Origin of the sequence: Pantoea sp. sgz302252, assembly GCF_047713085.1 — a bacterium.
Taxonomy (GTDB): Bacteria; Pseudomonadota; Gammaproteobacteria; order Enterobacterales; family Enterobacteriaceae; genus Scandinavium.
This window is the reverse complement of record NZ_JBLFJW010000016.1, coordinates 18,012-35,512: the sequence shown is the minus strand read 5'-3', so window position 1 is coordinate 35,512 and position 17,501 is coordinate 18,012. Positions and strand designations below refer to the sequence as shown.

Annotated in this window: 13 protein-coding genes; 6 read left to right on the top strand and 7 right to left on the bottom strand. The window is 53.9% G+C overall.

Translation table 11 applies throughout. The features are described from left to right. Nucleotides 1–40 precede the first annotated feature (40 nt). From rarA to lrp, 4 genes are all read right to left on the bottom strand, one after another. Nucleotides 41–1,384 (bottom strand): replication-associated recombination protein RarA, encoded by a 1,344-nt coding sequence (gene rarA / locus ACLW56_RS13540; RefSeq protein ID WP_330984294.1) that lies wholly within the window; start codon nt 1,382–1,384, stop codon nt 41–43. Between the two features lie 9 nt (nt 1,385–1,393). After that, nucleotides 1,394–2,005 carry an outer membrane lipoprotein chaperone LolA gene (gene lolA / locus ACLW56_RS13535; protein WP_330984293.1) on the bottom strand — a complete coding sequence of 204 codons (612 nt, stop codon included), beginning with the start codon at nt 2,003–2,005 and terminating at the stop codon, nt 1,394–1,396. Between the two features lie 129 nt (nt 2,006–2,134). Then, a complete protein-coding gene (locus tag ACLW56_RS13530) occupies nt 2,135–5,983 on the bottom strand; it encodes a DNA translocase FtsK 4TM domain-containing protein (protein ID WP_330984292.1) in 3,849 nt (1,282 codons plus the stop codon). Nucleotides 5,984–6,103: 120 nt separating this feature from the next. Beyond that, nucleotides 6,104–6,598 (bottom strand): leucine-responsive transcriptional regulator Lrp, encoded by a 495-nt coding sequence (lrp, locus tag ACLW56_RS13525; RefSeq protein ID WP_000228469.1) that lies wholly within the window; start codon nt 6,596–6,598, stop codon nt 6,104–6,106. 548 nt (nt 6,599–7,146) lie between these two features. On the opposite strand from lrp, the gene trxB reads away from it, so the two are divergent. The 5 genes from trxB to infA all read left to right on the top strand — a co-directional run bounded on the left by trxB (nt 7,147) and on the right by infA (nt 13,113). After that, entirely contained in the window at nt 7,147–8,115 is a 969-nt protein-coding gene (trxB, locus tag ACLW56_RS13520; protein WP_330984291.1) for a thioredoxin-disulfide reductase, read from the top strand. 274 nt (nt 8,116–8,389) lie between these two features. Continuing rightward, on the top strand, nt 8,390–10,156 hold the full coding sequence (cydD, locus tag ACLW56_RS13515) for a heme ABC transporter permease/ATP-binding protein CydD (RefSeq protein WP_330984290.1): 1,767 nt from the start codon (nt 8,390–8,392) through the stop codon (nt 10,154–10,156). Continuing rightward, the gene (cydC, locus tag ACLW56_RS13510) at nt 10,157–11,878 is read left to right on the top strand and encodes a heme ABC transporter ATP-binding protein/permease CydC (protein WP_330984289.1); all 1,722 of its coding nucleotides are present in this window, start codon (nt 10,157–10,159) and stop codon (nt 11,876–11,878) included. A gap of 38 nt (nt 11,879–11,916) precedes the next feature. After that, on the top strand, nt 11,917–12,621 hold the full coding sequence (gene aat, locus ACLW56_RS13505; RefSeq protein ID WP_330984288.1) for a leucyl/phenylalanyl-tRNA--protein transferase: 705 nt from the start codon (nt 11,917–11,919) through the stop codon (nt 12,619–12,621). A 273-nt stretch (nt 12,622–12,894) separates the two neighbouring features. After that, nucleotides 12,895–13,113: a translation initiation factor IF-1 gene (gene infA, locus ACLW56_RS13500; protein ID WP_001040187.1), complete on the top strand. Its 219-nt coding sequence runs from the start codon at nt 12,895–12,897 to the stop codon at nt 13,111–13,113. A 192-nt stretch (nt 13,114–13,305) separates the two neighbouring features. Here infA and ACLW56_RS13495 read toward each other — a convergent pair whose 3' ends face one another. Beyond that, nucleotides 13,306–13,737, bottom strand: coding sequence for a hypothetical protein (locus tag ACLW56_RS13495; protein ID WP_330984287.1), 432 nt, complete (start codon nt 13,735–13,737; stop codon nt 13,306–13,308). A 512-nt stretch (nt 13,738–14,249) separates the two neighbouring features. Here ACLW56_RS13495 and ACLW56_RS13490 point away from each other — a divergent pair. Further along, nucleotides 14,250–14,546 carry a helix-turn-helix transcriptional regulator gene (locus tag ACLW56_RS13490; RefSeq protein WP_330984286.1) on the top strand — a complete coding sequence of 99 codons (297 nt, stop codon included), beginning with the start codon at nt 14,250–14,252 and terminating at the stop codon, nt 14,544–14,546. 207 nt (nt 14,547–14,753) lie between these two features. On the opposite strand, the gene clpA is transcribed toward ACLW56_RS13490, so the two are convergent. After that, nucleotides 14,754–17,030 carry an ATP-dependent Clp protease ATP-binding subunit ClpA gene (gene clpA, locus ACLW56_RS13485; protein ID WP_330984285.1) on the bottom strand — a complete coding sequence of 759 codons (2,277 nt, stop codon included), beginning with the start codon at nt 17,028–17,030 and terminating at the stop codon, nt 14,754–14,756. 28 nt (nt 17,031–17,058) lie between these two features. After that, the gene (gene clpS, locus ACLW56_RS13480; protein ID WP_330984284.1) at nt 17,059–17,379 is read right to left on the bottom strand and encodes an ATP-dependent Clp protease adapter ClpS; all 321 of its coding nucleotides are present in this window, start codon (nt 17,377–17,379) and stop codon (nt 17,059–17,061) included. Between the last annotated feature and the right edge of the window lie 122 nt (nt 17,380–17,501).

Below are 17,501 nucleotides of genomic sequence, written 5' to 3'. Positions count from 1 at the left end.
GTCATAGAGATACAGTGACAACCTTACCGCAACGCCTTGTTTAGCGGTAGCGTTTTGTGGGGCTATTTTGATCCTGTTCGGCAAGCCAGGCGAGCTTTTCACCAATCTTGCCTTCAAGGCCGCGAGAGGACGGCTGATAATAGCGCGTTTGCGACATTTCTTGCGGAAAATAGACTTCCCCGGCGGCGTACGCATTCGGTTCGTCATGCGCATAACGATATTCCTGGCCGTAGCCCATCTCTTTCATGAGTTTGGTCGGCGCATTGCGTAAATGCTCAGGCACATCGTAATCAGGGCGTTCACGGGCATCCGCCATTGCGGCTTTGAAAGCGGTATAAACAGCGTTACTTTTCGGCGCACAAGCCAGATAAACAATGGCCTGTGCAATCGCGCGTTCCCCTTCGGCTGGCCCCACGCGTGTGAAACAATCCCACGCTGAGATGGCGACCTGCATTGCACGAGGATCGGCATTGCCCACATCTTCTGACGCAATAGCCAGACAGCGGCGAGCGACATAAAGCGGGTCACCGCCAGCCGTGATGATGCGCGCATACCAGTAAAGTGCTGCATCGGGTGAACTGCCACGTACTGATTTATGCAATGCCGAAATCAGATCGTAAAAACGGTCGCCTTTATTATCAAAGCGAGCGCTGCGTTCCCCGGCAATTTCTGTCAACAGTTCAGGCTTAAGGACTCGCTTCCCCGCGCCGTCCAGCTCAGCCATATCCGCCATCATTTCCAGCGTGTTTAACGCCCGGCGGGCATCGCCGTTAACCAGTTCAGCAATGGCTTTTCGCGTGTCATCAGGCAACACAATATCCTGGTCACCATAGCCACGAGCCTTATCCGTCATCGCCTGAGTCAGCACTTTTTCAATATCTTCAGTGATCAGCGATTTCAGTAAATAAACGCGAGCACGCGACAACAATGCCGAATTCAGTTCGAAGGAAGGGTTCTCGGTGGTCGCACCGATAAAGGTAATGGTGCCGTCTTCAATATGCGGAAGAAACGCATCCTGCTGGCTTTTATTGAAACGGTGAACTTCGTCAACAAACAAAATGGTTCGCCGCCCGGCGTTACGATTCTGACGGGCGCGTTCGATAGCTTCGCGGATCTCTTTGACACCTGATGTTACCGCGGAAATTCGCTCAACATCAGCGTTGGCATAACGGGCAATCACTTCTGCCAGCGTCGTTTTTCCTGTTCCAGGCGGCCCCCACAGGATCATTGAATGCAGATGGCCTGCTTCAATGGCCCGTGGCAACGGTTTACCCGGGGCCAGCAGATGCTGCTGGCCGATGTACTGCGCTAAATTTTCTGGCCGCATACGGGCGGCCAGAGGTTGAAACGCATTATCAGAAAAATCGAGCGACAGATTGCTCACGCACGCCTCTTATTTACGCTGATCGTCCACGGTTACTCCCTTCGGCGGAGTAAAGGTGAATTTAGATGCCTCTACAGCGCCATTTTGCTGGGATTTCAGCTGGTAACTGCTGCGCTGATCGTCCTGTTCGATGGCGCTGAACTGATGGATGGTGCCATCGCGGCTCACATTGATGGTGAATTGCTTCAGGTTGCCGTTGCTGCCTTTCGGCGTCAGCACGAAATCATCGCCATTCTGCTTGATATTGTATTGCTGCCAGTCGCTGGACTGGTTGCGGGCAATCAGCATAAACGGCGTATTGCTGGTCGCATCTTTCAGCCAGGTCGCCGTGGCCTGCTCAACAAACGGGTTATAGAACCACAGGGTTTTACCGTCGGACACCAGGATGCTTTCATCTGGCTGGGTCATGTGCCAGTTGAACAGGTTTGGACGTTTGACGGAAAGGTCGCCCTGCCCATCCTGTACCGCATTGCCGCTACCATCGGTGACTTTTTGCGTGAAGCTGGCATTGAAGCTGCTCACTTTATCCAGACGGCTTTTGAGATCGCTCGCCGCATCCGCCCAGACGTGGCTTGCAACAAAACTGGTCAGTAAGGCACAGGTGATGGCAATTTTCTTCATCTTGATTCCTTAAATGCGTCACTCCCGACGCGGGAGTCTCTCTGCCCCCACTGTAGGCTTCTCGCCAACAGCGGGACAGGAGAAAATACTTAAATTTTGGCTATTTACGCAACTTTTCAATCGTGGCGATTAATCGAACGGCGGTGGTGCAAGCACTTCACGGTTACCGTTATGCCCTGCTTCGCTGACGATGCCCTGCGCTTCCATCTGTTCGATGATACGGGCTGCACGGTTATAGCCGATACGGAACTGACGCTGAACACCGGAAATGGACGCTTTGCGTTTTTCCGTCACGAAGTTCACCGCTTGATCGAATAACGGATCCAACTCTTCACCGCTGTCCAGACCGGCACCGCCACCCTCACTTTCTGTGTCTGAGGTAATGCCATCGACATACTGAGGACGACCACGCGCTTTCCAGTCCTGAACGACTGCATGCACTTCCTGGTCGCGAACAAAGGCGCCGTGAACACGGGTTGGTGCAGCGCTTGAGTTCGGGCCCGAATACAGCATATCGCCCATACCCAGCAGAGACTCAGCCCCGCCCTGATCGAGAATGGTACGGGAGTCGATTTTGCTGGATACCGTAAAGGCGATACGGGTTGGAATGTTCGCTTTGATAAGCCCGGTGATAACGTCAACGGAAGGACGCTGAGTTGCCAGAACCAGGTGGATCCCTGCAGCACGAGCTTTCTGCGCCAGGCGGGCGATCAGCTCTTCCACTTTCTTGCCCACGGTCATCATCAGGTCAGCAAACTCGTCGACCAGCACGACAATGTACGGCAGTTTTTCAAGCGTAGGATGCACGGCATCCATGCTGTCTCCCGGTTTCCAGTACGGGTCCGGAATCGGACGGCCCATCTGTGCCGCCTGAGCAATTTTCTCGTTGTAACCCGCAAGGTTACGCACCCCGAGAGCAGACATCAGCTTATAGCGACGTTCCATTTCATTGACGCTCCAGCGCAAAGCGTTGGCCGCATCCTTCATGTCTGTCACCACTTCCGTCAGCAGATGTGGGATACCTTCATAAACGGACAGCTCCAGCATTTTCGGGTCGATCATGATAAAGCGCACGTCTTCCGGCGTCGCTTTATAGAGCATGCTGAGGATCATGGCATTCACGCCGACCGACTTACCAGAACCGGTGGTACCTGCGACCAGCAGATGCGGCATTTTTGCCAGGTCCGCAATAACCGGTTCACCTGCGATATCTTTACCGAGCACGATGGTCAGCGGCGATGGACTTTCACGGAATTTCGCGCAGTCCAGCACTTCTCGCAGATACACGGTCTGGCGTTTTTTGTTCGGCAATTCCAGGCCCACATAAGGCTTACCTGGAATAACTTCAACCACACGCACGGCTACGGTAGAAAGTGAACGAGCCAGGTCGCGTGAGAGGTTAGAGATTCGCGCAGCTTTTACCCCTGGAGCCAGGTTCAGCTCAAAACGGGTGATCACCGGGCCAGGGGAATAGTTGACGACATCCGCTTTGATACGGAAGTCAGCCAGGCGTGTTTCCACCAGGCGAGCCGTTTGCTCCAGTGCAAAGGTATCAACCGGTTCCACTTCTGTCGGCGGCGGAGTCAAAAGATCCAATGACGGCAGCGGTGTGGTTGGTTTTTGCAGCGGGCGATCGTCGCCATTTCGCATCAGTAGCGGGTGAATCAGGCTTTCCTGCGGCTGTGGAGCAGGTCGCTGAGGCACTGGCTGCTGCGGCTGTTGATAAGCCTGATGCTGGGCCGGTTGCTGAGAATACTGCTGTTGTGGCTGCGCAGGTTGATGCTGAACAGGCTGTTGCTCTGGCATCACACTCGGCGTAAACAGCGGAGTTTTAGGCGTCTCATCAACCAGCGTTTTCATTGGCGAGAATTCAAAATCTGCTGGAGAGAACGGATTCGCGCCTTGCGGCTGCTCACCGGAATAACGCTGTTGCTGCTGTGCGGCAAACTGACGCGCCAGTTCTGCCTCAGCAAGACTCTCTTCGTCCTCTTGCACGCCGTTGTTTTCTTCGTACTGTTCGCCGTAACGCTGCTGCTGCGTGGCAGCAAACTGGCGTGCCAGTTCGTCCTGCTCCTGCTGCAGCGCCGCTTCTTCGTCGCCCATCAGGTCATCTGAGTCATACTGATGACGTTCTTGTTCGCGTGCGCGTTCTTCTGCCATACGTTGTGAAGGCAGTTTGATGCCGAAGGAGGCTGACGCCAGTTCACGGCGTGTCGGCACACGAACGCGGTTAGGGCGCGGTAACTGCGGACCAATCCCCTCTTTCACCTGAGTTCGTGGACCCTCGGCAAGACTAAACAGCGGTGCTGCAGCGGCTGCACCAGCCGCAGCGGCGCCAGTTGCCTGATGCACGCCGGCAGCAATCGGTGCAACTGCCGCGCCGGGATCAACAACAGGCATTGTTGGGGTTGGGATAGCAGACGGTTTCGCTGCCGCAGGTTCCGGCGTTGGCTGATACCACGCCGCCAGTTGCTCGCGTTCACGAGCACGCTTCTCTTCCACTTCTTCAAAGTAATAGAGAGGAGGACGCTGCGGTTTGACTTCTTCCTCTGGCTCCGGCGCGATGTCTTGTGCTGGCGGAACAGGATTAACCGACGCTGGCGCATAGTCAGGCTCAGCCTGATACTGTGGCTGCTCTGCCTGATAATGCGGTTGTTCGGTCTGATAGTGCGTTTCTTGCTGCCACGCTGGCGCAGCGGGCTGCTGCACTGGATCCTGCCACAGTTCTTCGATAGAAGGCTGCTGGCGGAAAGCTTCTGGCTGCACATAATCTGGTTTTGCTGCAGGTGCTTGCGGTGGCCAGTTATCTGGTGAAGGTGCAATAACCGGTTCAGGCGACTGAGGCGCAGGCACGGCTTGCCATTCAACACCCGATGCGGTCATTTCTGCGCCCGCGCCAGGAATTGAAGGAGTTTGCATGACAGGATCTGCTGGTGCAGCCCAGGCCTGAGAGGCAGCCGTTGCAGCAGCGGCCGCGGCAACAGGTTCATGGATCGAATGACCATTCAGTAACGGATCGGTTTCATCCCAGACTTGCGGGCGAGCCGCGCTGTTGCCAGAGAACAGGACATCATCAACGTCCGGCTGGCGTGCAGCACTATTCCCCGAGAACAGGACATCGTCTGCATCGGCCGCCTGGCCGTGCGCGGTGTACTGAACTTCCGTTTCTGAATCATCCATGCGTTTACCCGAGAACAGCGCAGCATCAGTATGACGGCCTCTCGGGTTGCTGAATTTTTCGGCGATACGTTGGCGACGAGCCAGTGCACCACGCAGAATCCGGGCACGACGCCCTTCTTTATGCGGGGCATCTTCGTCGTATTCTTCATACTCTTCGTCGTCCACCCAGGTATCGTCACGGCGTGTGCGATTGCTGGCGAACGTGAGAACATTGAGGATCCAGTTGCCAATTTTCTCGGCAATACTTACCCATGACCAACCGGTGAACAGGGTTAACCCTGCTGCCCAGATGCACAGCAGCGCAAGCGTGCCGCCGCTGCTGTGTAGCATCGGTTGCAGTGCCGTGCTAAGCAGGCTACCAATCACGCCGCCAGAGGCAAAGTACCAGATATCGTCTGCGTTGATAGCCGCGAGGCCGCACATCGTGAGGATCATCGCCAGCACGCCTATCAGGCGTAGTGCCACAGCAAAGTAGTCGACGTATTCGTCACTCGCACGGTGCCGCCAGGCAAACCAGCAGCCGCCAATAATCATCACTGGCAGGGTATAAGCCATCACGCCGAAAATGAAAAACAGCGTATCCGCAAGCCACGCTCCAGGCTGACCGCCCAGATTATGAATAGGCTCATGCCAGGCGGTCTGTGACCAACTGGGATCGGAAGGGTTGAAGCTGAGTAATGCAGCCATCAACCAGATGGCGAAAAGGGAACACAGAAGCAAGAACGCTTCGAGAAGTCGGCGCCCACTGCTTAATCTGTTAATCGTGACTTCTTTGTCTTCAGTGTATTCCTGGCTCAAGAAAGGCTCTCCAGGTCCTTGATGCTAAAACGGACAACAGCGCCGGGTCTCCCCGGCACTGTTGCTGTATGGATTAACAGGAGTGTAATCAACTTACGCCGATTTTGCACCTGTTCCGTATTAGCGCGTCTTAATAACCAGACGATTACTCTGCTTGACTTCTTCCATGACCACGTAGGTACGGGTGTCATTCACGCCCGGCAGGCGCAGCAGGGTTTCACCTAACAGTTTACGGTACGCTGACATGTCCGGTACGCGGGTCTTCAACAGGTAGTCGAAGTCACCGGAAACCAGATGACACTCTTGAATTTCTTCAAGTTTTTGCACAGCAGCGTTAAATTGTTCAAACACATCCGGGGCGCCACGATTCAGAGTTATCTCAACAAAAACCAGCAGCGATGCATCCAGATAATGCGGGTTCAGCAGCGCGGTATAGCCCTGAATAAACCCTTGTCTTTCCAGTCGACGGACACGCTCAAGGCAAGGTGTCGGAGAAAGTCCCACACGTTTAGAAAGCTCAACGTTGGAAATTCGCCCATCCTTTTGCAATTCATTCAAAATGTTACGATCGATGCGGTCGAGATCTTTGCCAGGGCGCTTCTTGCTATCTACCATTATTATTGTCTCTCTGTATTCCTTCCCTACTCCTGTCTTGACTCTGTGCACTTCACTGTTCAGAGCCTGCCCCCGCCGTCTGCGTGGGTAATCTGTCACCAGATGCACGCATAACCCATGGGTACGTGTTGAGAAGCCGTTGCCTTGCGGCAGTCACCGTTATCTCGTATGGCGTCTGTCCACACCATGCGCTGATTACGCTGACCCGGTTAAAAATGGCATTTGCGTGCATAAAAATTCACCACACTGCAAACACTGATTTTTTCTCCCTTCCTGTTTTCGCAAAAGCACAGGGGATTGTCAAAGCAAAACATCGATTTTTAGTACAACATGCCAGATATTCATTATCGCCCGGGGTTGATCCTCATGTTATCTCCTTATAATCACCCCATTGGCAGTAGATTTAGTTATGGCCATTGCTGATAAATTCATCAATCCATCGGTGGATTCTATTACACATATCGTTAACAAAATTCCTGAACGCTTTTATTACTTCCGTAAATTCCCTACAATCCCGCCCATTGTCTGCCAACATTTATGGGGATCTCATGGGCACGGCCAAACACAGTAAACTGCTTATTCTTGGTTCTGGACCTGCGGGATATACCGCTGCGGTCTATGCTGCACGCGCTAACCTGCACCCGGTGCTGATTACCGGGCTGGAAAAAGGCGGTCAGTTGACCACCACCACGGAAGTGGAAAACTGGCCCGGCGACCCGAATGATCTGACCGGTCCGCTGCTGATGGAACGTATGCATGAGCATGCGGTGAAGTTCGAGACAGAAATCCTGTTTGATCACATCAACAAAGTCGACCTGCAAAACCGTCCTTTCCGCTTGACTGGCGATAGCGGAGAGTACACTTGTGATGCACTGATCATTGCAACTGGTGCTTCTGCACGTTATCTCGGTCTGCCTTCTGAAGAAGCGTTCAAAGGCCGCGGTGTTTCTGCCTGCGCGACCTGCGATGGTTTCTTCTACCGCAATCAGAAAGTCGCGGTGATCGGCGGCGGGAATACCGCAGTAGAAGAAGCACTGTATCTGGCCAACATTGCCTCTGAAGTGCATCTGATTCACCGTCGCGACACCTTCCGCGCTGAAAAAATTCTTGTTAAGCGCCTGATGGACAAAGTCGAGAGCGGCAATATCGTGCTGCACACGCATCGTACACTGGAGGAAGTGACCGGTGACCAGATGGGTGTGACTGGCCTGCGTCTGCGTGATACCGAAAACAGCGACAACATTGAATCGCTGGAAGTAGCAGGTCTGTTCGTTGCTATCGGCCACAGCCCTAATACCGCCATTTTCGATGGCCAACTGGAACTGGAAAACGGCTATATCAAAGTCCAGTCAGGTATTCACGGTAATGCAACCCAAACCAGTATTCCTGGCGTATTTGCAGCCGGTGACGTGATGGACCATATCTACCGCCAGGCGATTACCTCTGCCGGAACAGGCTGTATGGCTGCCCTTGATGCTGAACGTTATCTGGACGGTTTGGCCGATCAGGCTAAATAATCTTTACAAGTCAGTAACAAAGGTAAATAAGGCGACGATAAGTCGCCTGAGACTGATGACAAACCTCTAACGAGTGCCGTTTTGTCATTAGCGACCGAACAAAAAACCAGGAAAATCAATTCATTGATTTTCGGCTGCTCACCACAAAGAAGGAAAAACCACGCTTTTTCCTTCTTTGTCAGCAATCTGAGGCGACGATAAGTCGCCTTTATTTTTTCCTCGTTGTAACATTGCCGTGCCCAAAATCATCTATAAGACACCTGCTAAGCGCGCAATGAATAAAACCCGTCAACAAGAGCTTACCCGCTGGTTAAAACAGCAAAGTGTTATTTCCCGTCGTTGGCTGATGCTTTCCCGGCTGCTTGGCGCAGTGAGCGGTGTGCTGATCATCGCTCAGGCCTGGCTGCTGGCGCGCATGCTTCATCATATGATTATGGAGAACATCCCGCGCGAAGCTTTGCTGATGCCTTTTGTGATGCTGGTTTTGGTCTTTATTTTGCGTGCCTGGGTGGTCTGGCTTCGTGAACGCGTGGGTTTTCATGTCGGGCAGCATATTCGCTTTGAGATTCGTAAAACGGTGCTGGACAGGCTCCAGCAGGCGGGTCCGGCCTGGATCCAAGGAAAACCGGCAGGCAGTTGGGCCACGCTTATCCTCGAACAAATCGACGATATGCATGATTACTACGCCCGCTATCTGCCACAGATGGCGCTCGCGGCTTCTGTGCCGCTGTTGATTGTATTGGCGATTTTCCCCTCTAACTGGGCCGCAGCATTAATCCTGCTTTGCACAGCGCCGTTGATCCCGCTGTTTATGGCTTTAGTAGGTATGGGCGCCGCAGATGCCAACCGTCGAAACTTTCTTGCTCTGGCACGCCTGAGCGGTCACTTCCTCGACCGACTGCGAGGCATGGACACGCTGCGTATCTTTGGTCGTGGCGAAGCAGAGACAGAGAACATCCGTCAGGCCTCCGAGAATTTTCGTCAACGTACAATGGAAGTGCTTCGCCTGGCGTTTCTCTCCTCTGGCGTCCTTGAGTTTTTCACCTCACTTTCTATTGCCTTAGTTGCCGTCTATTTCGGTTTCTCTTATCTCGGCGAACTTAATTTTGGCAGCTACGGCACGCCCGTAACGCTGTTATCCGGTTTCCTGGCGTTGATTCTGGCCCCTGAATTTTTCCAGCCGCTTCGCGACCTCGGCACGTTTTATCATGCCAAAGCGCAGGCTGTTGGGGCCGCCGATAGCCTGAAAACCTTCCTTGAAGCCCCGCTCGCGCAGCCTCAGCGCGGCCACCTCACCATGGATGAAAATAAGACGGTGAGCGTGGAAGCTCAGGCCCTGGTGATCAAATCACCTGAAGGCAAAGTGCTCGCGGGGCCTTTGACCTTTACTCTGACAGCCGGGGAACGCGTGGTTTTAGTCGGACAAAGCGGTTCGGGCAAAACATCGTTGCTCAATACGCTGGCAGGTTTTCTGCCTTACGAAGGCTCATTGAAGATTAATGGTGAAGAGTTAAGTGAACTGGATCCTGAAGCCTGGCGTCGCTTGCTGAGTTGGGTTGGGCAAAACCCGCAACTCCCCGCAACCACACTGCGCGAGAACGTGATGCTTGCCGCGCCGGATGCCAGCGAAGCGCAGTTGCACCATGCACTTGAGCGAGCGTGGGTGAACGAATTTATCGACCAACTGCCTCAGGGAATGGATACGCCAGTGGGCGATCAGGCCGCCAGACTTTCCGTTGGTCAGGCTCAGCGTGTGGCTGTCGCTCGTGCGCTGCTGTCGCCTTGCCGCTTATTGTTGCTCGATGAACCGGCTGCCAGCCTTGATGCTCACAGCGAGCAGCGTGTTATGCAGGCATTAACCGAAGCATCGACCAACCAGACGACCCTGATGGTGACACACCAACTGAAGAACCTCGCTGCCTGGGATGCCGTTTGGGTCATGGATCAGGGCCAGATTGTTGAACAAGGTTCGTTTGAGCAGTTGGCGCAGTCGCAAGGGCATTTCAGCCGTTTGCTGGCCCATCGTCAGGAGGAAATTTAAATGCGTGTCTTAGCTCCCTACCTGGCGCTGTATAAACGTCATAAATGGCTACTGTCGCTCGGCGTTGTCCTCGCGATAGTCACCCTCCTCGCAAGCATTGGCCTGTTAACCCTTTCGGGCTGGTTCCTCTCGGCATCGGCCGTCGTCGGCTTTGCGGGTGCCTACAGTTTTAACTACATGCTACCTGCGGCAGGCGTGCGTGGTGCGGCCATCATCCGAACAGCGGGCCGTTATTTCGAACGCCTGGTCAGCCATGACGCCACCTTCCGCGTGCTGCAACATCTGCGAGTGTTCACCTTCAGTAAGCTTCTCCCTCTCTCCCCTGCCGGGCTGGCACGTTTTCGTCAGGGAGAATTGCTCAACCGTGTGGTTGCGGACGTCGATACGCTCGATCATCTTTATCTGCGCGTAATCTCTCCACTGATTGGCGCGTTGGTGGTTATTGTTGTGGTCACATTTGGCCTGAGCTTCCTCGATGTCACGCTCGCGTTGACCCTGGGTGGGATCATGCTCTTAACTCTGTTCGTGCTTCCGCCGCTGTTTTACCGTGCGGGAAAGCCTACGGGTGAGAGTCTGACGCAGCTGCGCGGTGAGTATCGCCAGCAGCTCACGTCCTGGCTGCACGGCCAGGCAGAACTCACTATTTTTGGCGCCAGTAACCGTTACCGCGAGCAAATGGAACAGACCGAGCTCAACTGGCACGAAGCCCAGCGTCGCCAGTCGGAACTGACCGCCCTGTCTCAGGCCGTGATGCTGTTGATTGGCGCGGCGGCTATCATCGCCATGCTGTGGATGGCGGCAGGCGGCGTGGGGGATAACAGCCAGCCTGGCGCGCTGATTGCGCTGTTTGTTTTCTGTGCGCTGGCGGCGTTCGAAGCACTTGCACCCGTGACCGGAGCATTCCAGCATCTGGGTCAGGTCATGGCTTCCGCTGTGCGGGTCACGGAGTTGACCAGTCAGTCGCCTGAAGTGACATTCCCGGAAGCGCATTCTGATGTCGCAGAACACATTAGCCTGACGCTGAAAAACGTTAGCTTCAGCTATCCCCAGCAAGCACAACTTGCACTGAACAAAATCAACCTGCAGGTGAATGCCGGTGAACATGTCGCCATTTTGGGCCGAACCGGGTGTGGGAAATCGACGTTGCTGCAATTGCTGACCCGAGCCTGGGACCCGCGACAAGGCGAACTGTTGCTGAATGACCAGCCAATCGCAGCACTGAATGAGTTAACGCTGCGCCGTTCTGCTAGCGTCGTCCCTCAGCGAGTGCATCTGTTCAGCGCCACACTTCGCGATAACCTGCTGCTGGCCGCTCCGTCAGCGTCCGACGAACAGCTCTCCGCAATCCTCACGCGCGTGGGCCTGGAAAAGTTACTGGAAGATGCAGGTCTGAACAGTTGGCTTGGCGAAGGTGGCCGTCAGCTTTCCGGTGGCGAACTCCGCCGTCTGGCGATTGCTCGCGCTTTGCTGCACGATGCACCGCTGATGCTGCTGGATGAACCCACTGAAGGGCTTGATGCCACAACGGAAAGCCAAATCCTTGATTTGCTGGCTGATGTGATGCAGGGCAAAACCGTCCTGATGGTCACTCACCGCCTGCGCGGACTGGCGCGTTTTAACCAAATAATTGTGATGGACAACGGGCAAATTATTGAGCAAGGTAATCACGCAGAATTGCTGGCCCAACAGGGGCGTTATTATCAGTTCAGACAGCGTCTGTAGACTACTATTCTCTATTATCAGGCGTGGAGTTGTGAAGTATGCGGCTGGTCCAGTTGTCACGTCATTCGATTACCTTCCCGTCTCCTGAAGGTGCCCTGCGTGAGCCCAATGGGTTGCTCGCGCTGGGCGGCGATCTCAGCCCTGCCCGGCTGCTGATGGCCTATCAACGCGGAATATTTCCCTGGTTTTCACCGGGCGATCCTATTTTGTGGTGGTCACCCGATCCCCGAGCCATTTTGTGGCCGGAGGAATTTCACGTCAGCCGCAGTATGAAGCGCTTCCATAAATCTTCGCCGTATCGCATCACGCTAAATCACGCCTTTGGCAGAGTGATTGAGGGGTGCGCAGGCGACAGAGATGAAGGCACGTGGATAACCGAAAGCATTGTTCTCGCCTATCATCGCTTGCATGAACTGGGTCACGCGCACTCTGTCGAAGTGTGGCTTGGTAACGAACTGGTGGGTGGCATGTATGGCGTAGCGCAAGGCGCGCTGTTCTGCGGGGAGTCAATGTTCAGCCGGGCGGAGAACGCATCGAAGAGCGCGCTGCTGGTGTTTTGTCAGGAATTTGCTCGCGAGGGCGGTAAGCTGATGGATTGCCAGGTGTTAAACAGCCATACCACTTCGCTTGGTGCCGTTGAAATCTCTCGTCGTGACTACCTTGAACACCTTGAAGCACTCCGTTCCCAGCCGCTTGCGGGGCATTTCTGGGTACCTCGCACACTGTTTATGCCAACAGTGTAAATGTTTTCGGCACATTTTTTGTCAGGGTGATATAATTGTGCCGGAAGTCGTTTCTGCCTGTTGCCCCGCCTTCGTTTGGACTCTCCCTCTTAAACGTTTGCACTCGTCATGCGGAGTGTGCGTGTGATTGTGGGCAATACGCAAAAACGATCCCTTTTACCCCTTACGCCACGCTTAAAGTGGAAAGATGACGGGTAAATCTTTACTTAATTGGTGAATTTCGGCATTATCTTGCCGGTTCAAAACTACGGTAGTGATACCCCAGAGGACTAGATGGCCAAAGAAGACAATATTGAAATGCAGGGTACCGTTCTCGAAACGTTACCTAACACTATGTTCCGCGTAGAGCTGGAAAACGGTCACGTGGTAACAGCGCATATCTCCGGTAAAATGCGTAAAAACTACATCCGCATTCTGACGGGCGACAAAGTGACTGTTGAGTTGACCCCGTACGACCTGAGCAAAGGCCGCATTGTCTTCCGTAGTCGCTAATCGCAATCAAGCCCCAAGGGCAACTGAATGCTGAAAGGTCGGGTCTTCCCGACCTTTTTTGTGGGCGCTGTTTGGTAACAAGTAGCCCGCCACCGTCGGCAATGGAATGGGTTGGTCGGGATAATCGGGCGAAGATCGTGGCGTGGGGGGATATGTCACGCGCCGGGTTTTGAGCCCGGCGAGTTGCGTGGATCAGGCGGACTGTACGGGGGCGAAACGTGGGGCTTTCAGTTCATACGTCATGTAGCCGACCAGCTCGTGTAAAAGCCCAGCAAGCGTCTCCGCATTCGGCTGTTGTGTTGTTTGCATCAGTGAAATGGCGGTGGCGTGGCAGTAGTCGCACTGAACGTCGGAATCGGCTGTCAGCCAGGCCTGCTGTTGTTCAGGCACTTCGTTAGCCGTCAGTTCGAGAATATGCATCTCACTCATATTTTCAGACAGCGCGTGCTTTAACGCATCCAGATAAGCCACCAGACAGCGGCAAACGGGCTGGTACTGCGCCACGGTCTGACAATCGAGCAGAATTTGCGTTAGCAATTCGCAGCGCTCGGCGAGATCGATAAAATCCGGGTGGCCAACGGTGAGTTCACTGTAGAGTTGGGGGATGATTTCTTGCGTTTTCATTGGTCGTATTTTCCTTGTGTTTATCTATACGACCGCCCATACGCCAGGATGGGCGGCGGACTGAACCGGTTGGCGTACCGATACGCAAGAAAAATCGGTGCTTCATAAGAAGCTCCGGTTCAGCCCACCATAATCTTACAGCAACATTTTTCGCTGCCAACAACAGATGAACTAATCCTAATGATGCCACTATAGAGCATCATTTCTTACGTATTCAGGACGCCAATCCCGACACCTGATTTTGCAGGTGCGCCCCCACCCTATCACTGTTTTTTTATCCAGCAATACCCACAATATAATTCTGGAAAGCGCCTCGCAAAGTTTCGCTTTGAGCCTGTTTTTTAGACGAAACACCGTGACTTTCTGTCCTGTCTGATGAAAAGTTAACGCTTGCGTTAAGTTAACTTATACATTAATGTCAGGCCAGGAAATGAGCACATTTGAATTAATTTATCACCAACAAGCCACCACTGAAATTCAGTTGGCTCTGCAACGATTCGAGGAGATGCTTGATGCCGAAAATCAGACTCTATACTCATGAAGAAGTGGAAGCCCTTGCGCTTACCACCCCGGAAGCCAGACAGGCCTACGAAGAAGCGGGTGAAGAATTCGCCCTGCTCGAACAATTAACGGAATGGCGCGAAAATGCTGGGCTGACCCGCGCGCAGGTCGCAGAAAAAATGGGCGTCAGCGCCCCTGCCATCAGCAGGCTGGAACACAATATTGATCGGGCCACCTGGACGACGCTTCGGCGTTATGCTGCAGCGTGCGGAATTACGCTCGCCATCACCGCTCATCCAAAAGCATAAAAAAACCGGGCGATTACCCGGTTCAGACTGCTGACAAAGAAGGAAAAAGCGTGGTTTTTCCTTCTTTGTGGTTATCAGCCGAAAATCAATACATTGATTTTCCTTGTTTTTTATTCGGTACCCTATGACAGATCTCATTCGTTAGAGGTTTGTCATCACTCTCAACCGGGCCTGAGCCCGGTTTGGTTTGTTATCACATCAGAAAACTTAGTGCGCAGCTTCCGCTTTGCGTTTTTGCGCAGCCTGGAAGTCATACGTCAGCGCGTTGTTCTTCGCGTCCAGGGCCACCGTCACCTGACCACCGTCCACCAGTGAACCAAACAGCAGTTCGTTGGCGAGCGGTTTCTTCAGGTTGTCCTGAATCACACGCACCATTGGACGTGCGCCCATTGCGCGGTCGTAGCCTTTTTCTGCCAGCCAGTTGCGTGCTTCCTGGCTGACTTCCAGCGACACCCCTTTCTGATCAAGCTGCACCTGCAGTTCAACAATGAACTTGTCGACAACCTGATGGATAACCTCGGTCGAGAGGTGATCGAACCAGATAATGTTGTCGAGACGGTTACGGAACTCCGGCGTGAAGATTTTTTTGATCTCTTCCATCGCATCGGTGCTGTTATCCTGGTGGATCAGGCCGATGGATTTACGCTCCGTTTCACGCACCCCTGCGTTGGTGGTCATCACCAGCACCACGTTGCGGAAGTCCGCTTTGCGCCCGTTGTTGTCGGTCAGCGTGCCGTTGTCCATCACCTGCAGCAGCAGGTTGAAAACATCCGGGTGCGCTTTCTCGATTTCATCCAGCAGCAGCACCGCGTGAGGATGCTTAATCACGGCATCTGTCAGCAAACCGCCCTGATCAAAACCAACGTAGCCCGGAGGCGCACCAATCAGGCGGCTCACCGTGTGGCGTTCCATGTATTCGGACATATCGAAGCGCAGCAGTTCAATGCCTAGCGCTTTCGACAGCTGGACCGTCACCTCGGTTTTCCCGACCCCGGTTGGCCCGGCGAACAGGAAGGAACCGACAGGTTTGTGATCCTGCCCAAGCCCGGCACGGCTCATCTTGATGGCTTCGGTTAAGGCCTCAATGGCTTTATCCTGACCAAAGACCAGCATTTTCAGGCGGTCGCCCAGATTTTTCAGCGTGTCACGATCGCTTTGCGACACGCTCTTCTCTGGAATACGCGCGATGCGTGCCACCACGGACTCGATATCCGCCACATTGACGGTTTTCTTGCGTTTGCTGACCGGCATCAGACGCGCACGGGCGCCTGCTTCATCAATCACGTCGATTGCCTTATCCGGCAGATGACGGTCGTTGATGTATTTCACCGCCAGTTCAACCGCTGCACGCACCGCTTTGGCGGTGTAGCGCACGTCATGGTGAGCTTCGTATTTTGGTTTCAGACCGTTAATGATTTGTACGGTCTCTTCCACGGAAGGCTCAGTCACATCAATTTTCTGGAAGCGACGCGCCAGAGCACGGTCTTTTTCGAAAATATTGCTGAATTCCTGATAGGTGGTCGAGCCAATCACCCGGATCTTGCCGCTCGAAAGCAGCGGTTTAATCAGGTTAGCGGCATCCACCTGGCCGCCGGATGCCGCACCCGCACCGATAATGGTGTGGATCTCATCGATAAACAGGATGCTGTTGGTATCCTGCTCCAGCTGTTTAAGCAGCGCTTTAAAGCGTTTTTCAAAATCACCGCGATATTTGGTGCCCGCCAGCAGCGAACCGATATCGAGTGAGTAGAGAGTGCAATCGGCTATCACTTCCGGTACGTCGCCCTGCACGATACGCCAGGCGAGCCCTTCGGCAATGGCGGTTTTCCCGACGCCGGATTCACCGACCAGCAACGGGTTATTTTTACGGCGACGGCATAACACCTGAATGGCACGCTCAAGCTCCTTGTCGCGACCAATCAGCGGATCAATGCCGCCCACGCGAGCAAGCTGATTGAGGTTGGTGGTGAAGTTTTCCATACGATCCTCCCCGCCTGCTTGCTCTTCGGTATTGGGTTGGCTTCCGGAATCGGAAGACTGGCTCGGCTCGTCTTTACGCGTGCCGTGGGAGATGAAGTTCACCACATCAAGACGGCTCACTTCATGCTTGCGCAGCAGATAAGCCGCCTGCGACTCCTGCTCGCTGAAAATGGCCACCAGCACATTCGCTCCGGTCACTTCACTGCGACCTGACGACTGCACATGGAAAACGGCACGCTGTAATACACGCTGGAAGCTGAGCGTCGGCTGAGTGTCGCGCTCTTCTTCGCTGGCAGGCAGAACCGGCGTGGTTTGTTCGATGAAGGCTTCGAGTTCCTGACGTAGCGCCACCAGATCCACGGAGCAGGCTTCCAGCGCTTCGCGGGCGGATGGGTTGCTGAGCAAAGCCAGCAACAGATGCTCGACGGTCATAAACTCATGACGGTGCTCGCGCGCTCTGGCGAAAGCCATGTTTAAACTGAGTTCCAGTTCTTGATTGAGCATAGGCACCTCCCCCAATTATGGCCTGTCATCAGGCCTGTTCCAACGTACACAGCAACGGATGCTCGTTCTCCTTGGCATAACTGTTCACCATCGCCACTTTGGTTTCCGCCACTTCTGCAGTAAAAACGCCGCAGATAGCTTTGCCTTGATAGTGAACCGTGAGCATCAGTTGCGTTGCACGTTCTACATCATAAGAAAAGAATTTCTGTAACACGTCAATAACAAACTCCATCGGCGTGTAATCATCGTTGAGCAATATTACTTTATACATCGACGGCGGTTGTAGCGCATCGCGTACCTGGTCTTTCGTCAGCTGGTCAAAATCCAGCCAGTCACGAGTCTTACCCATTGTCAGTATTCATCTTCGGTTACGGCCCCGGCGGGATGCTTCCCGTCACTGACCAGAGCCTGTCTTCATTGAATCTACAGTAAAGAGTAGATAACTTTCCTCTATTCCTGCCATTCGCCATT